General features: G+C 69.0%; 16 protein-coding genes. 9 read left to right on the top strand and 7 right to left on the bottom strand.

Going from position 1 to position 14,259, the window contains the following annotated elements:
- Positions 1–21: 21 nt before the first annotated feature.
- From BLR21_RS38825 to BLR21_RS38810, 4 genes are all read right to left on the bottom strand, one after another.
- Positions 22–807, bottom strand: a complete 786-nt coding sequence (locus tag BLR21_RS38825; protein ID WP_143028073.1) for an LppU/SCO3897 family protein — start codon at positions 805–807, stop codon at positions 22–24.
- A gap of 83 nt (positions 808–890) precedes the next feature.
- Positions 891–1,448 (bottom strand): LppU/SCO3897 family protein, encoded by a 558-nt coding sequence (locus tag BLR21_RS38820; RefSeq protein WP_090014814.1) that lies wholly within the window; start codon positions 1,446–1,448, stop codon positions 891–893.
- A 146-nt stretch (positions 1,449–1,594) separates the two neighbouring features.
- The gene (locus BLR21_RS38815) at positions 1,595–2,077 is read right to left on the bottom strand and encodes an LppU/SCO3897 family protein (RefSeq protein ID WP_090014812.1); all 483 of its coding nucleotides are present in this window, start codon (positions 2,075–2,077) and stop codon (positions 1,595–1,597) included.
- A gap of 50 nt (positions 2,078–2,127) precedes the next feature.
- Complete coding sequence (locus BLR21_RS38810; protein ID WP_090014810.1) at positions 2,128–2,715, bottom strand: LppU/SCO3897 family protein; 588 nt, start codon at positions 2,713–2,715, stop codon at positions 2,128–2,130.
- A 109-nt stretch (positions 2,716–2,824) separates the two neighbouring features.
- Here BLR21_RS38810 and BLR21_RS38805 point away from each other — a divergent pair, with 109 nt between their 5' ends.
- A complete protein-coding gene (locus BLR21_RS38805) occupies positions 2,825–4,465 on the top strand; it encodes a DNA repair helicase XPB (protein WP_090014808.1) in 1,641 nt (546 codons plus the stop codon).
- On the top strand, positions 4,462–4,890 hold the full coding sequence (locus BLR21_RS38800; RefSeq protein WP_090014806.1) for a hypothetical protein: 429 nt from the start codon (positions 4,462–4,464) through the stop codon (positions 4,888–4,890). The genes BLR21_RS38805 and BLR21_RS38800 overlap by 4 nt, the downstream gene beginning before the upstream one ends.
- On the opposite strand, the gene BLR21_RS38795 is transcribed toward BLR21_RS38800, so the two are convergent.
- Positions 4,864–5,583, bottom strand: coding sequence for a phosphonatase-like hydrolase (locus tag BLR21_RS38795; protein WP_218131096.1), 720 nt, complete (start codon positions 5,581–5,583; stop codon positions 4,864–4,866). The two genes, BLR21_RS38800 and BLR21_RS38795, sit on opposite strands and share 27 nt — an antisense overlap.
- Complete coding sequence (locus tag BLR21_RS38790; RefSeq protein WP_090014804.1) at positions 5,580–6,326, bottom strand: GntR family transcriptional regulator; 747 nt, start codon at positions 6,324–6,326, stop codon at positions 5,580–5,582. Before BLR21_RS38790 ends, BLR21_RS38795 begins: the two co-directional genes overlap by 4 nt.
- 96 nt (positions 6,327–6,422) lie before the next feature.
- On the opposite strand from BLR21_RS38790, the gene BLR21_RS38785 reads away from it, so the two are divergent.
- From BLR21_RS38785 to phnE, 4 genes are read left to right on the top strand one after another with little or no spacing between them, the layout of a single operon-like run.
- The gene (locus BLR21_RS38785; RefSeq protein WP_090014850.1) at positions 6,423–7,730 is read left to right on the top strand and encodes an FAD-dependent oxidoreductase; all 1,308 of its coding nucleotides are present in this window, start codon (positions 6,423–6,425) and stop codon (positions 7,728–7,730) included.
- A complete protein-coding gene (locus BLR21_RS38780) occupies positions 7,730–8,614 on the top strand; it encodes a phosphate/phosphite/phosphonate ABC transporter substrate-binding protein (protein ID WP_090014802.1) in 885 nt (294 codons plus the stop codon). The genes BLR21_RS38785 and BLR21_RS38780 overlap by 1 nt, the downstream gene beginning before the upstream one ends.
- Complete coding sequence (locus BLR21_RS38775) at positions 8,614–9,231, top strand: phosphonate ABC transporter ATP-binding protein (protein WP_090014800.1); 618 nt, start codon at positions 8,614–8,616, stop codon at positions 9,229–9,231. The genes BLR21_RS38780 and BLR21_RS38775 overlap by 1 nt, the downstream gene beginning before the upstream one ends.
- Positions 9,228–10,031 carry a phosphonate ABC transporter, permease protein PhnE gene (gene phnE / locus BLR21_RS38770; protein ID WP_090014798.1) on the top strand — a complete coding sequence of 268 codons (804 nt, stop codon included), beginning with the start codon at positions 9,228–9,230 and terminating at the stop codon, positions 10,029–10,031. The genes BLR21_RS38775 and phnE overlap by 4 nt, the downstream gene beginning before the upstream one ends.
- Here the strand turns inward: phnE and BLR21_RS38765 are convergent.
- Entirely contained in the window at positions 9,949–11,460 is a 1,512-nt protein-coding gene (locus tag BLR21_RS38765) for a trypsin-like serine protease (protein WP_090014796.1), read from the bottom strand. The genes phnE and BLR21_RS38765 overlap by 83 nt on opposite strands.
- 129 nt (positions 11,461–11,589) lie before the next feature.
- Here BLR21_RS38765 and BLR21_RS38760 point away from each other — a divergent pair, with 129 nt between their 5' ends.
- The 3 genes from BLR21_RS38760 to BLR21_RS42955 all read left to right on the top strand — a co-directional run bounded on the left by BLR21_RS38760 (position 11,590) and on the right by BLR21_RS42955 (position 14,257).
- Complete coding sequence (locus BLR21_RS38760; RefSeq protein WP_090014794.1) at positions 11,590–12,270, top strand: response regulator transcription factor; 681 nt, start codon at positions 11,590–11,592, stop codon at positions 12,268–12,270.
- The gene (locus tag BLR21_RS38755) at positions 12,267–13,643 is read left to right on the top strand and encodes an ATP-binding protein (protein ID WP_090014792.1); all 1,377 of its coding nucleotides are present in this window, start codon (positions 12,267–12,269) and stop codon (positions 13,641–13,643) included. The genes BLR21_RS38760 and BLR21_RS38755 overlap by 4 nt, the downstream gene beginning before the upstream one ends.
- Before the next feature lie 182 nt (positions 13,644–13,825).
- Positions 13,826–14,257, top strand: coding sequence for a GerMN domain-containing protein (locus BLR21_RS42955; RefSeq protein WP_090014790.1), 432 nt, complete (start codon positions 13,826–13,828; stop codon positions 14,255–14,257).
- Positions 14,258–14,259: the final 2 nt, after the last annotated feature.

The raw sequence follows: 14,259 nt of genomic DNA, 5'->3' as shown, positions 1-14,259 counted from the left end.
GGCCCGCCATTTTTCGTGCGGTCACTGGCCGCCCGCGGCCGAGATGCAGTAGGTGATGCCCGGAGCGGGTTCCGCGTAGGCGACGGCCGTCGCCTCACCGCAGTCCGCGGTGGCCGCCCGGACGACCTTCTCGACCTTCAGGACCTTCTGGACGGCGAACTCGTTGTTGCCCTTGGAGCAGTCGACGACCTTCATGCCGTCCATCTTCATCTTCACGAGTTCTTCCTCGTAGCACTTGCCCTCTTCGAGCTTCTCGACGAGGCAGAGCTTCAGCGAGGAGCTGCGCCGGCCGGACTCGGTGTACTCGGCGTAGTCCTCGCTCGGGCACGCCTCCTTCGTGGAGTTCATGGCCTTGGCGATGAAGTAGTTCGCCTCGGCCGCGGAGCAGTCGACCTTCTTGTACGTCGGCTTGAACGTGGTGCCCGTGAGGCTCGCGCAGTCGCCCGGCTTGGCCGACGGCTCGGTGATGGCGCTCAGGCCGCCGCCGATCAGGACCTTCACCAGGATGCCGACGCCGACGAGCACGACGATGGTGACGATCGAACCGATGATCTTGCCGGCGGCGCTCTTCTTGGGCGGCGGGCCGTAGGGCATCGGCTGACCTGCGGGCTGGCCGTACTGGCCCGGCTGCTGGGCGTACGGGTCGCCGGGCTGTCCTGGCTGGCCGTAGGGCTGACCGGGCTGGCCGGGGTAGCCCTGCTGGGGCGGCTGACCGTACGGGTTCGGCTGGCCGTACGGCTGCTGCGGCTGTCCACCGGGAGGCGGTCCGTAGGGCCCTGGCTGCTGGGGGTGGTTGGGGTCGGTCACTGGATTCCTCTCGGATGAGTCACGCGAAAGACAGCGAAACCGGAGCCGTGGGACACGACTCCGGTTTCGCTGGATCAAGCCTGTTACGCGGGCGCGCCGACGCAGTAGTGCAGCTTCGCCTCGGGGAAGGACTGTGGCTCCTCGCCTTCCGCGCACTGCGGTGCGGCGGTGTCCTTGACGACCTTCGTCACCTTGAAGGCGGCCGACCCGCCGCACTCGACGGCCTTCGCGCCGACGCCGCCGGTGTTCTCGGCGTAGCACTTGCCCTCGGCGAGAAGCGGTGCGAGGCACAGCTTCGTCTTCGGGCCACGGCGCTGCGTCTGCGTGTACTCGTCGTAGCCCTTGCCGCACGACTCGCTCGTGCCGCCGGCCTTGCCGACCGTGTAGTTCGCCTCGGCGGCACCACAGTCGACCGGCTTGTACTCCGGGCTGGTCGACGTGCCGGAGACGACGGCGCAGTCGCCGGCCTTCGCCTGCGCGACGTCGCTGCTGAAGTAGTTGAACGCGTAGAACGCGCCACCGACGACGATCAGGCCGACGATGTAGGTCAGGATCCGCTTGCCGATGCTCGACTTCTTCGGCGCGGGCTCCTGAGTGGGCTCCGGCGCTGACGCGGGCGAAGCGGATTCAGTCGTGCTCATGCGGTTCTCTCATTTCCGAATACCCCAGATGGCCCATGCCCCCCGACACAGCCGGAGCAGACAGTGCCATGTGGCGCAGGAAAGCGCTCAGGCTTTACGGAAACGTTACGGCCGCTTGGATCACATGGCGGTCGCGGTGCGGCAGGTCACTGCTTCTGGTCGCCGCGTTCCAGGCAGAAGGTGACCGCGGGCTCGGGGAAGACCGCCGCGCGCGAGGCCCCGCAGACGGTGCGATCGGTCTTGCCGCTGAACACCTTGGCGACCTTCACCGAGTCCTTCGTGGAGCAGTCGACCTTCGCGATGCCGCTCTCGGAGTCCTGGCCGTAGCAGGCGCCCTCGACGAAGTTCGGCATGAGGCACAGCGTGGCGTCGCCGGTGTACGTCGAGTAGTCCATGCCGCCGGACGGGCAGGCCTTCTCGTTCCAGTCGAGGACCTTCGCGATCTTGACGTTCGCCTGCTCGGAACCGCAGTCGAGCGCCTGGTACGTCGGGTTCTCGAGCGCACCGGAGATCCGCGCGCAGTCGCCGGCCCGCGCCGCCGTGGCCACGTCGCCGAGCTGGTTCACGACGAACCCGCCGAGCAGCACGAGCGCAAGGACAACGGCGATACCCAGGCCGACCTTCTTCATGGCCTGGGTATCGGCGTCAGAAGGGGTTCAACTCAACCGAGTTCACCCGATCAGGATCCTTCGTGGACACCCATGCAGTAGACCGAGGCCGGCTCGCTGAACCTCAGCTCGCTGGAGCCCTCCGGGCACACCGAGCCCTCCTCGGGCAGCCCGTCGACCTTCTTCACGATCTTCACCGGCGAGTCCGTGGTGCAGGCCTCCTTCTTGAAGGCGCCATCGTCGCTCGACGTGTAGCAGTTGCCCTCGGCGAGGTTCGGCATCAGGCACATCGACTTGTCACCGCCCGACCGCATCTGCTCGTAGATGCCCTCGGCGGGACACTGGTCCTCGGCGCTGTTCAGTACGGCAGCGACCCGGTGCGTCGCGGCGGCGTCGTCGCAGCTCTTCGACGAGATGTCCCAGTCGCCGTCCGGCTTGTCCACATCCTTGGGCGAGGCGCTCACGCAGTCGCCGACACTGGTGGAGTTGAGTGCCGTCAGCGCCCACACGCCGCCGCCGACGAGCACGACCGCCAGCACACCGACGATGACGAACTTCAGCCAGCTGTTCTTCTTGGGCGACTCGTCGGTCTCGGTCTCCGCGGGTTCCGGGGTCACCACGGCCGGCGGCTCGACGGGATCAGTCGACTCGGTGCTCATGGGCGAGAACGTACGACACGGCATGTTGGCTTCGTGTGTCGCCTCACAGTTGCCGTCACCAGTTGACGCAGGTCGAACGCATTTGGCGTCGTCAGGGAGACTTGTCGCCGTGACCGATGGCCCATTGATCGTCCAGTCGGACAAGACCCTGCTACTCGAGGTCGACCACCCGCTCGCCGACGACGCGCGCACGTCCATCGCGCCGTTCGCCGAGCTGGAGCGGGCTCCGGAGCACGTGCACACCTATCGCGTGACGCCGTTGGCCCTGTGGAACGCCCGAGCGGCCGGGCACGACGCCGAGCAGGTGGTCGACGCTCTGGTGCGGTTCAGCCGCTACCCGGTGCCGCAGCCGCTGCTGGTGGACGTGGTCGACACGATGGGCCGCTTCGGGCGGCTGGTGCTGACCAACAGCCCCGTGCACGGGCTGGTCCTGCACTCCAACGACCGCGCGGTGCTCGAAGAGGTGCTCCGCAACAAGAAGATCGCGCCGATGTTCGGGGCCCGCATCGACGACGACACCGTCATCGTGCACCCGAGCGAGCGCGGGCGGCTCAAGCAGCTGCTGCTCAAGGTCGGGTGGCCGGCCGAGGACCACGCCGGGTACGTCGACGGCGAGGCGCACGCGATCGAACTGGAGGAGAACGACTGGAAGCTACGCGACTACCAGCGGATGGCCGCCCAGGCGTTCTGGGCCGGTGGCAGCGGCGTCGTCGTGCTGCCCTGCGGCGCGGGCAAGACGCTGGTCGGCGCGGCGGCGATGGCCGAGGCCCAGGCGACCACGCTGATCCTGGTCACGAACACCGTGGCCGGCCGGCAGTGGAAGCGGGAGCTGATCGCGCGCACCTCGCTCACCGAGGAGGAGATCGGCGAGTACTCGGGTGAGCGCAAGGAGATCCGCCCGGTCACGATCGCGACCTACCAGGTGATCACCCGCAAGTCGAAGGGCGAGTACAAGCACCTGGACCTGTTCGACTCGCGCGACTGGGGCCTGATCGTCTACGACGAGGTCCACCTGCTGCCGGCGCCGGTGTTCCGGATGACCGCCGACCTGCAGTCGCGTCGCCGCCTCGGACTCACCGCGACCCTGGTGCGCGAGGACGGCCAGGAGGGCGACGTCTTCTCGTTGATCGGGCCGAAGCGGTACGACGTGCCGTGGCGTGACATCGAGGCGCAGGGCTGGATCGCTCCCGCCGAGTGCACCGAGGTGCGGGTGACCCTCACCGACAACGAGCGGATGCAGTACGCGACGGCCGAGCCGGAGGAGCGCTACAAGCTCTGTTCGACGGCCCGGACCAAGATCCCGGTGGTCAAGCGGGTGCTGGAGCGGCATCCCGGCGAGCCGACGCTCGTGATCGGTGCTTATCTGGACCAGCTCGACGAACTGGGCGAGGAACTGGGAGCGCCGGTGATCAAGGGATCGACGAAGAACAAGGAGCGCGAGGAGCTGTTCGACCAGTTCCGCAAGGGCGAGCTCCGCACGTTGGTGGTGTCCAAGGTCGCGAACTTCTCCATCGACCTGCCCGAGGCGTCCGTCGCCATCCAGGTGTCCGGCACGTTCGGCTCGCGGCAGGAGGAGGCACAGCGCCTCGGCCGGATCCTGCGCCCCAAGGGCGACGGCCGGCAGGCCCACTTCTACTCGGTCGTCTCGCGCGACACGCTCGACACCGACTACGCCGCCCACCGGCAGCGGTTCCTGGCCGAGCAGGGCTACGCGTACAAGATCGTCGACGCGGACGACCTGGTCGTATGACGTCCTGGTGGATGTGGAACCCGGCCGGAACCCCGCCAGTGCGGCGGTTCCGGTCGGAGGAAGCACTCGCCCGGTCGGCACCGGACACGCAGGTCGTCCGGTCCGCCGACTTCACCTGCCCCACCCAGCGCCGCCGCGCCACCGCCGTGCGTTCGGACTTCCAGCGCGTGACGGGCGACCCGGTGCAGGTCGCCCTGATCGAGCAACGGCTCTGGACGCTGCTCGTCGCGTTGCGCCGGGCCCAGCCCCTCCGCGACGCGCTGGCGAGCGCCGTGCCCAGACCGGGCCGGGCGGCGCTGGTCGCGGAGCCGTCGCGCGAGCTGGCCGAGTTCGACCGGCGCTTCGACCAGTTCGCGGACGCGTTGCGGGTCCTGGTCGCGGACCCGACGCCCGAGCAGCTACGCCACACCGCCGCCCTCGACTAGTGACGGGATCTCGGCAACGCCCTCGACTGGTGACGGGATCTCGGCAACGCCCTCGACTAGTGACGGGATCTCGGCGACGCTTTTGAGCAGGTGTGTGTGCCGGACGGTGCCGAGTTCCTCCGCCGTCTGGCTGCCGCTGAGTACGCCGACGACGAACGCCGCACCCGCGTTCGTGCCCGCCTGCAGGTCTCTCGTGGTGTCGCCGGCGGTCAGCACGCGCCGGACGTCCCGGACGCCGGTCAGCTCCATCGCCCGGTGGATCATGTACGGCGCGGGACGGCCGGCCCTCACGTCGTCCACGCACACCACCGCGTCCAGCACGCCCTCGCGCCAGCCCAGGACGTCGAGCAGCCCGTCCACGACCGGCCTGTCGAAGCCGGTGGTCAGCGCGACCTTGACGCCGTTGCTCCGCAGCTGCGCCAACGCTTCCGGCACACCGGGGATCGGCGTCGGCGGCGTCTCGGCGTAGTACTTCGCGAGCCGCTCGTGGAAGTCCCTGAACTCGGCGTCCACTTCGGACTTCCCGAGCATCGCCGAGATCGCCTCGTACTTGTCGGCGCCCATCCAGTCGCCGACGTCCTGTGCTGATCCACCGGCCGCGATCACGGTGTCCGCCAACGCTTTGTAGACCAGCCCGTGCTCCTCCACGGTCGTGCCGGCGATGTCCAGCACCACGAGGTCGATCCGGTTCACGAAGCCCTCCAGTCCCGCAGCAGCGCCGGGTGCGCCTGCTGGGAGTTCTCGATCGAAAAGCTGACCATGTCCGGGCGGTAGCGGTCGTCGGAGTACTCGACCGGCCGTCCGTCCATTCCGGACGCACACCGCCGTTCCCGCAGAAGTGGTGCCCCCAGGGCGACTTCCAGCAACTCGCTGTCCTGCGCATCGGCCGCGACGGCGTCGATCTGGTGCCGCGCAACGGTCATGTCGACGCCCTGCTCCCCCAGGTACGCGTAGAGCGAGCCGCTGTCGCAGTCGAAGTCGAACAGCAGGCGCCCCACCGGTTCCACGAACGTCGTGCGCTCCAGCATCGTCGGCCTGCCGTCGATCAGCCGCTGCCTGAGCAGCTGCACCACCGGCGTGCCCTCGTCGAGCTGGAGGGCGTCGGCGATGTCGGCGTCGGCCGGGCGGCGCGCGATCTCCAGGGTTCGCTGCCCCGGCACGTGCCCGAGACCCGCGGCCCAGCTGGAGAACGACAGGAACGTCTCGAACGGCTGCGACAACGTGTGCCTGCGCACCACCGCCGGCTTCCCGCGGCCGCCGCCGATCATGCCCTCGGCCCTGAGCGACGTCAGCGCCTGCCGGACCGGCGCGCGCGAGGCGTTCCACTGCGCACCCAGCTGCGACTCGGACGGCACGGGATCTCCGACGGCCAGTTCACCGGAGGCGATGCGGCGGCGCAGGTCGGCCGCGATGCGCTCGTGCAGGGGCATCTCCATGCCGCTGAGGATACATGTCATAACAAGTCTGAACTCCAAGTGAACACATCAGAACAGCCATTGCTTCTGGTTCTGCCGCCGCTCATCGTTCCTGTCATGACAAGTGTGGACCTGGTGGTCGTCGGCGCGGGGATCGTCGGGCTCGCGCACGCTTGGCACGCGGTTCAGCGGGGGCTCTCCGTCGCCGTGGTCGAGCGTGACGAGCACGCGGCCGGGGCTTCCGTGCGCAACTTCGGGCACGGGTGCTTTACCGCTCAGGACGGGGTGGCGTTCTCGTATGCGATGACTGCACGCGAGCAGTGGCTGAAGCTCGCTCGCGAGGCCGGTTTCTGGCTGCGTGAGTCTGGCTCGGTCGTCGTGGCCCGCGCGGAGGACGAACTCGAGGTGCTGCGGGAGTTCGCCGAGGTCCGCGATGTTGAGTTGTTGAACAATCCAACGAAGGGATCGTTCAACAATCCTCGGGTTGGATCGTTCAACAACCCCCACGTCGGATCGTTCAACAACTCCGGCGTCGGATCGTTCAACAATCCCGGGGTCGGGCCGTTCAACAACTCCGGCGTTGGGTCGTTCAACGATCCTCGCGCCGGATTGTTCAACAACTCCAGCGTGGGATCGTTCAACGATCCGCAGGTTGGATTGTTCAACAATCCCACGACCGGATTGTTGAACAATCCTTCGATCCTCGGCGCCGCCTTCCTCCCCCTCGACATCCGCGTCGACCCACGCGAAGCCGTCCACGCGATTGCAGGATTGTTGAACGATCGCGGCGTCACGTTCCACTGGTCGACCAACGTGCTCACCATCGAGCCGGGCCTGATCCGCACCTCCCGCGGCGAGATCCGATGCCGCGCGGCGGTCGTGGCCGTAGGCCACGACATCGACAGGTTCTTCCCCGAGATCGCCGAAAAGCGCGAGGTCCAGCGCTGCCAGCTGCGAATGCTGCGCGTCGCGCACGACGGCGTGATCGACCCGGCCGTGCTGACCGGGTTCTCGATGCTGCGCTACGACGCGTTCGCCCGGTGCCCAAGCATCGAGAGAGTCCGCGAACGACTCACGAACGACCACCCCGAGCTGGTCGAAGCCGGGCTGAACCTGATGTTCACCCAGCTCCCCGACGGCTCGCTCACGATCGGCGACACCCACCACTACAGCCGCACGGTCGGCCCGTACCGGTCCGAGGACCTGGACGACCTGGTGCTCACCGAGACGGCCCGGCTGCTCGGCGTTCCCTCGCTCCGCGTGCTCGAACGCTGGCGCGGCATCTACGCGTCCGCCCCCGAGCCCTTCCTGACCGCGACGCCCGCTCCGCTCACCAGGGCCGTCTCGGTCACCTCCGGCATCGGCATGACCACCGCGCTCGGCCTCGCCCCGGCCGTGCTCGACGACCTCCTCCAGGAGATGTGATGAGAACCCTCGGCGTTGTTCTCGCTGCGGCGTTGGCCCTGACAGCTTGTGGCACCACGAACTCCGCTTCGAGCGGTGGTGACTGCCCGAACGGCAAGGTGCGTTTCGGCGTCGAGCCGTACGAGGACCCGGCGAAGCTCAAGCCCGCCTACGAGGTGCTCGCGAAGGCGTTGGCGACCAAGCTCGGCTGTGAGGTCGAGCTGCAGGTCGTCGACGACTACGCGGCCGAGGTGCTGGCGATGCGCAACGGCAAGCTGGAGATCGCCCAGTTCGGTCCGCTCGGTTACGTCTTCGCGTCGCAGAAGGCCAAGGCGGAGCCCATGGTGTCGTTCGCGGACGGTTCCGGGAAGCTCACCAGCTACACCGCCGGCATCTGGGTCGCGAAGGACTCTCCCGCGCGGACGATCGAGGACCTGGCCGGCAAGTCGCTCGCCCTGGGCAGCGTCGGGTCGGCGTCCGGTGACGCGCTTCCCCGCTACGGCTTGAAGAAGCACAACGTCGCCGACGTGAAGCTCGACTACGCGGGCGGGCATCCCGAGGCCATGCTGTCGCTGATCAACGGCAAGGTGGACGCAGCCGAGATCAACAGCCAGCAGCTCGCGACCGCCAAGGGCACCGGCACGTTCGACGAGTCGAAGTTCCGTCAGATCTGGAAGTCCGAGCCGATCCCGAACGACCCGATCACCGTGCGCGGCGACCTCGACCCGGCGTTCAAGGACAAGGTGCGCAAGGCGTTGCTGGAGCTCTCGCCGGCCGACGTCGAGAAGGTCGGCGCGTTCCTCGACGTCACCCCGCCCGGACCGCTCGTGCAGGTCAACAACGACACGTACAAGGTGCTCTTCGACCTCGCGACCACGCTGGGGCTCCAGGAAGAGGACGTCTGATGCTCGCCATCCGCGGCCTGCGCAAGTCGTTCGGCGGCCGCACCGTGCTGGACGGCTTCGACCTCTCGGTCGAACCCGGTGAGTTCGTGGCGCTGCTCGGGCCGAACGGCTCGGGCAAGTCCACGGTGTTGCGTTGCGTGGTCGGGCTGGAAACTCCCGACGGAGGCGAGGTCGAGGTCGGCGGGAACGCCGCGATGGTGTTCCAGAAGATCCACCTGGTCGGCCGCCGGAATGCGTTGGACAACGTCTGCTCCGGCGCTCTGGGACGGCTTCCGCTGCACCGCTCGTTCTTCTTCCCGCAGGACGTCCGGGAAGAGGCGATGGGTTGTCTGGAGAGGGTCGGGCTCGTGGACCGTGCGCTGGACCGGTGCGCGCGGCTTTCCGGTGGGCAGCAACAACGTGTGGCGATCGCACGCGCGTTGTGCCAGCGCGCCAACGTGATCCTCGCCGACGAACCGGTGTCGGCGCTCGACCCGCAGGCCGCGGTGCAGGTGATGGAACTGCTGAAAGCCCTGGCAGGCGACGGAATGGCGGTGGTGGCCGTGCTGCACCAGCCGGAGCTCGCGCGCACCTACGCGGATCGCGTCGTGGAGATGAAGGCGACGGTGGCGGCATGAGTGTCACGGCTTCTCCGAAGCTCGCGGTTCCTCGCCGTCGCTGGCCCGCGCCCGTCGTGTGGGTCGTGGTGGCGGTCTTCCTCGTCGTGCATGTGCTTGCCTGGCAGGCCACGGAGTTCTCGCCCGCCGCGCTGATCGCGGGCTGGGAGGGGATGGCCGACTTCCTCGCCGAGTCGTTGCCACCGGACTTCTCGGTGCTCGGGAAGTCGTTGGAAGCAGCGGTGATCACGCTCTACATCGGACTGCTCGGCACCACGTTCTCGATCCCGTTCGCCCTGGCTCTGGCTCTTCTGGCCTCCAGGGCGACGACATCGGCGGCGTGGGCGCAGCAGGCGGCCCGTGCGGTGCTGTCGTTCCTGCGCTCGGTGCCGGACGTGGTGTTCGCGCTGATCTTCGTGACGGCGGTGGGGCTCGGGCCGTTCGCGGGCGTGCTCGCGCTGGTGTTCCACAACACCGGCGTGATGGGCAAGCTCTGGGCCGAGGCGATGGACGAGAGCGACCGCGGGCCGCGCGACGCGGTGAAGGTGACCGGTGCGTCCGGTCCGCAGATCGCGCTGCACGCGGTGCTCCCGACCGTCATGCCTTCGCTGGCGGGACTCCTGCTCTACCGGCTGGACGTGAACGTGCGGTCGTCGCTCGTGCTCGGCTTGGCCGGAGCGGGCGGGATCGGCTTCCTGATCAACCAGTCCATCAAGCTGTTCCGGTTCGACGAGATGGTCACGCACATCCTCGTGGTGCTGCTTCTGGTCGTTGTGGTCGACCAGGCTTCTGGGTTCGTACGCAAGCGGCTAGGTGCTTGACCTGCTGGCCGTAGCGGGCGCCTTGGTGCACGGTCACCGAGCCGTCCGCTGCGACCTCGCACGGGTTGTTCGCCGTGCACCGCTCACCGTTGTCGTTGCCGGTGCTGTGCACGCCGACGACGGTGACGCCGTCCCGAAGCACGATCGGCGAGCCCGAACCGCCGTGCGACGGCGTGCACGCGGGGTCGTAGCGGTAGGCGTTGTCCTGCGTGTAGCCCTCTTCGCGCAGATGCGGGACGACGGCCTCGATGGTGCAGCTGAAGCGCTTGCCGTTGCCCGCCGAGATGATGTCGACGCGTTGTCCTGGCCTGGCTGACCTGTCCGAGAGCTTGAAGATCTTCACACCCTTGGCCTTGAGCTGGGCGTACGTCTGGTCGAGCTCGAAGAGCGCGGTGTCGGTGCCGGTCATGGTCGCCGAGAGGAGGCGCCTCGTCTCGGCTTTGGCCTGCGGATAGCCCTGGCGGTCGCCGATGGTCGCCGGGAGCTTGATCGCGACGTCCCTCAGGGTCTCGCCGGGTGCCGGGCGCTCTGGGACGCAGTGGCCGTTGGTGAGCAGAAGTGCCTGGTCACCGGGCTTGCCGTGATCGCTCCTGACCACGGACGCCGAGCAGACTCCCGCCAGTGACGCGGCGCCCTCGAGGTTCGGCACCGGGGTGTCCGGCGGGTTGATCTTCCCCGTGACGACGTCGTCGATCCAGCCCTTGAAGTGGTGGACGTCGGTGTACATGACCGGCCTGTCGTCACCGCCCGAGCCGCTCACGAGGCCGGTGATCACCCAGCGGTCGCCGTCGCGGCCGAGTGCGGGGCCGCCGGAGTCCATGTTCGTGGCGGCGACGCTGCCGTCCAGTGCGCCGATGCACAGCTCGCGATCAGCGTGGATGCCGTCGCAGGCGGCAGTCGGCTGGATCACGGTGTCCGCCTCGCGCAGCTTCTGCGGGTAGCACTCGGGCGCACGGCGGTCACACGTCATGCCCCAACCGAGGATCCGCGCGCCGGTGCCTTCGGCGGGCCGGGCCGACGGCAGCGTGACGGGCTTGGTCCTCGCGTTCTTCCGCAGCTTCAGCAGGCCGATGTCGCCGTCGTGGACGGGATTGGGCGAGTAGGTGATGAACCGCTCGACCTCGATCACCTCGCCGCCGCTGCCCGCGTCGAGCGTGCCGAGCCGCACCGACCAGTTCTTCGGCCTGCCGACCTGGGCGAGGCTGGGGTTGTTGCGGGTGCAGTGGCCCGCGGTGACGGCCCAGCCCGGCGCGACCAGCGTGACGCCGCAGGTGTGGCCGTCGGCGCGCGGCGAGTCGGGGCGCTGCAGCGAGCCCGAGAACGGGTAGGGCGCCTGGGCTTCGGCACCGCCTCTGATGGCCGGCGCAGGGGTGGCGGTGGTGATCACCGCGATGGCCGCGAAGCTCATCGCCAGTAGCACTTTTCGCATGTCACAGAGGCTGTCGAACCTGTGTCCGCGCGGCGTGATGGCTCTGCAACAACTGCGCACGGGCGGTCGTTACGCAACGATGACGTCGCACGAACGTCCCCATGAGACCCATCGGGAAGGCTGGAGGGCATGCCGCGCGTACTGCTGATCGAGGACGACGAGGCGGTCCGCGAGGGCCTGTCGCTCGCCCTGACCTACCAGGGACACACCGTCGACGCGGTGCGCACGGGCGAGGAAGGCCTCGAACTGCTGGGCAGCGTCACGCCCGACGTCGTCGTGCTGGACCTGATGCTGCCGGGCGTGGACGGGTTCGAGGTGTGCCGCCGCATCCGTGCCTCCGGCGACCTCCCGATCATCATGCTGACCGCGCGCAACGACGACATCGACGTGGTCGCGGGCCTGGAGGCCGGCGCCGACGACTACGTGGCCAAGCCGGCCCAGGCCCGTGTGCTGGAGGCACGCATCCGCGCCGTGCTGCGCCGTTCGTCCGCCTCCGTCACCGAGGTCGTGGCCGAGCGCTACGGCGACCTGACGATCGACCGCGAGGGCCTCGTCGTGACGCGGTTCGGCAAGCCGGTCTCGCTGGCGCCGACGGAACTGCGGCTGCTGCTGGAACTCTCCTCCTCGCCGGGCCGCGTGATGTCACGGCAGCAACTGCTGGGTTCCGTGTGGGACCAGGGCTACCTCGGCGACTCACGGCTGGTCGACGCGTGCGTGCAGCGGCTGCGTTCGAAGATCGAGGACGACCCGGCCGCGCCCGTGTTCGTCCAGACCGTGCGGGGCTTCGGCTACCGCTTCGGACCGCTGTGACGCTCCGCCTGCGGTTGCTGCTCGCGTTCACCTTCCTGACCATCGTGACCGCCGCGGCCGTCGCCGGTGCGGGTTACGTGCGGGCGCGCGACGCGATCGTGCAGCGCGCCCAGGACAACGCCGTCATCGAAACCACGAACCGCGTCGAGCAGCTCTACCCGTTGCCCGCCCGAGCAGTGGACGCCGCCACCCTGGACCGGGTCGCCGCACGGGTTTCCGGGCGTGAAGGCCAGGCATTGGCTTACGGCAACGGGACTTCCGCCGGCGGCATGGACCCCTCCGTGATCACGGCGGAGCTGCGTTCGCTCGTGTCGTCCGGGCGCGTCGGCTGGCAACGCGTGTCGTACGCGGACGGTGTCTGGCTCGTCGTGGGCATGCAGCTGCGGGTGTCTTCGGGTGCCCCGTCGGGCATCGAGGTGTACGTGCTGAGGCCGTTCACGTCGGAGATCGCGTTCGTCGACGAGCTGGCGCGCAACGCGTGGCTGATCGGCGGCGCCGTGCTGCTTCTGGCGCTGGGACTGGGTTTCCTGGCGGCCCGCGGCGTGCTGCGCCCCGTACGGGAACTGCAGCTGGCCGCCTGGAAGCTCGGGCAGGGCGAGCTCTCCGCTCGGGTGCCGGTGCGCGGGCGGGACGAACTGGCCTCCGTCGCGTCGACGTTCAACAGCACGGCTTCCTCGCTGGAACACCACGTGGGCGAGCTGCGCCGGATGGAGGCCGACGCGCGGCGGTTCGTGGCGGACGTGTCGCACGAGCTGCGGACTCCGCTGGCCGCGATGACGGCCGTGACCGACGTGCTGGACGCCGAGACCGCCTCGCTGCCGGGCGTGGCGGGGCAGGCGGCGCGGCTGGTGAACCGGGAGACGCAGAACCTGACGCGGCTGGTGAACGACCTGATCGAGGTCACCAGGTTCGACTCGGGCACCGCGGCTCTCGCGCTCGACGACGTCGACGTGGCCGAGGTGGTGCGGACCTGTCTGCGGATGCGCGGCTTCTCGGAGGTGTCCGCGGCGCTGCCGGACGGGGTGCGCGCACGGCTGGACCCGCGGCGGCTGGACGTGATCGTGGCGAACCTGGTCGGCAACGCGCTGCGGCACGGTTCGCCGCCGGTGTCGCTCGAGCTGTCGGTGGCGGGGCCTGCACTGGTGATCGAGGTGGCGGACTCCGGGCCGGGACTGCCCGACGAGGTCCTGCCGCACGTGTTCGCGCGCTTCTACAAGGCCGATTCGTCGCGCGGACGGTCGGAGGGCTCGGGGCTCGGGCTGGCGATCGCGTGGGAGAACGCGCGGCTGCACGGGGGCACGCTGGTGGCGGCCAACCGGCCGGGTGGTGGTGCCTTGTTCACGCTGCGGCTGCCGCTGGACGGTGGGTCGTGAGGCCGAAAACTGTCGGTGCTGCCTGGGATAATGAAATTAGGGGGACCCCCTGGAGGGGACCCCTGCGCGAGCATGGGCCGGCACTGCGTGGACTCCCACGCGAGCATGGGCCGGCACCGCGGCGACCCCTGCCCGAGTTCGGACCAGCAATCCGCCGACGCCTGCGCGAGCTTGGGCTCGCAGTGCTCGTCCTAGCCGTCCTCACCGCCTGCGGCATCCGCCCCACCGACCCGATCCCGGGCCTCGAAGCGCCCAGCGGCCCCGTCGAGAACACCTCGCCGTCGCTCTACTGGGTCTCCCCCGGCGGCAGGGTGGTGCCGGTCGGGCGGCCGGAGGGCAGCCTCAGCGGGTTCGACGTCGTGGCGTTGCTCGCGCAGGGGCCCACCAACGCCGAACAGGGCCGCGGGCTGTCCACCGAGGTGCCGTTCGACGCCGCGCCGGCCACCGTGGACCGCGTCGCCAACGGCCTCGACGTGAACCTCTCGAGCGACGTCTCGCAGCTCAGTGGCGCTGCTGTGCAGCAGATCGTGTGCACGTTGCTCGCCGCTCAACCCGTCGGCACGGTGAACCTGCATGGGGGCGGGCATTCGCTGGAGTTCCAGAAGTGCGCTTGAAT

Origin of the sequence: Lentzea albidocapillata subsp. violacea, assembly GCF_900100275.1 — a bacterium.
GTDB classification, from domain to species: domain Bacteria; phylum Actinomycetota; class Actinomycetes; order Mycobacteriales; family Pseudonocardiaceae; genus Lentzea; species Lentzea violacea.
Note: the sequence above shows the minus strand (reverse complement) of the source record. Positions and strands in the feature narration are given on the sequence as shown.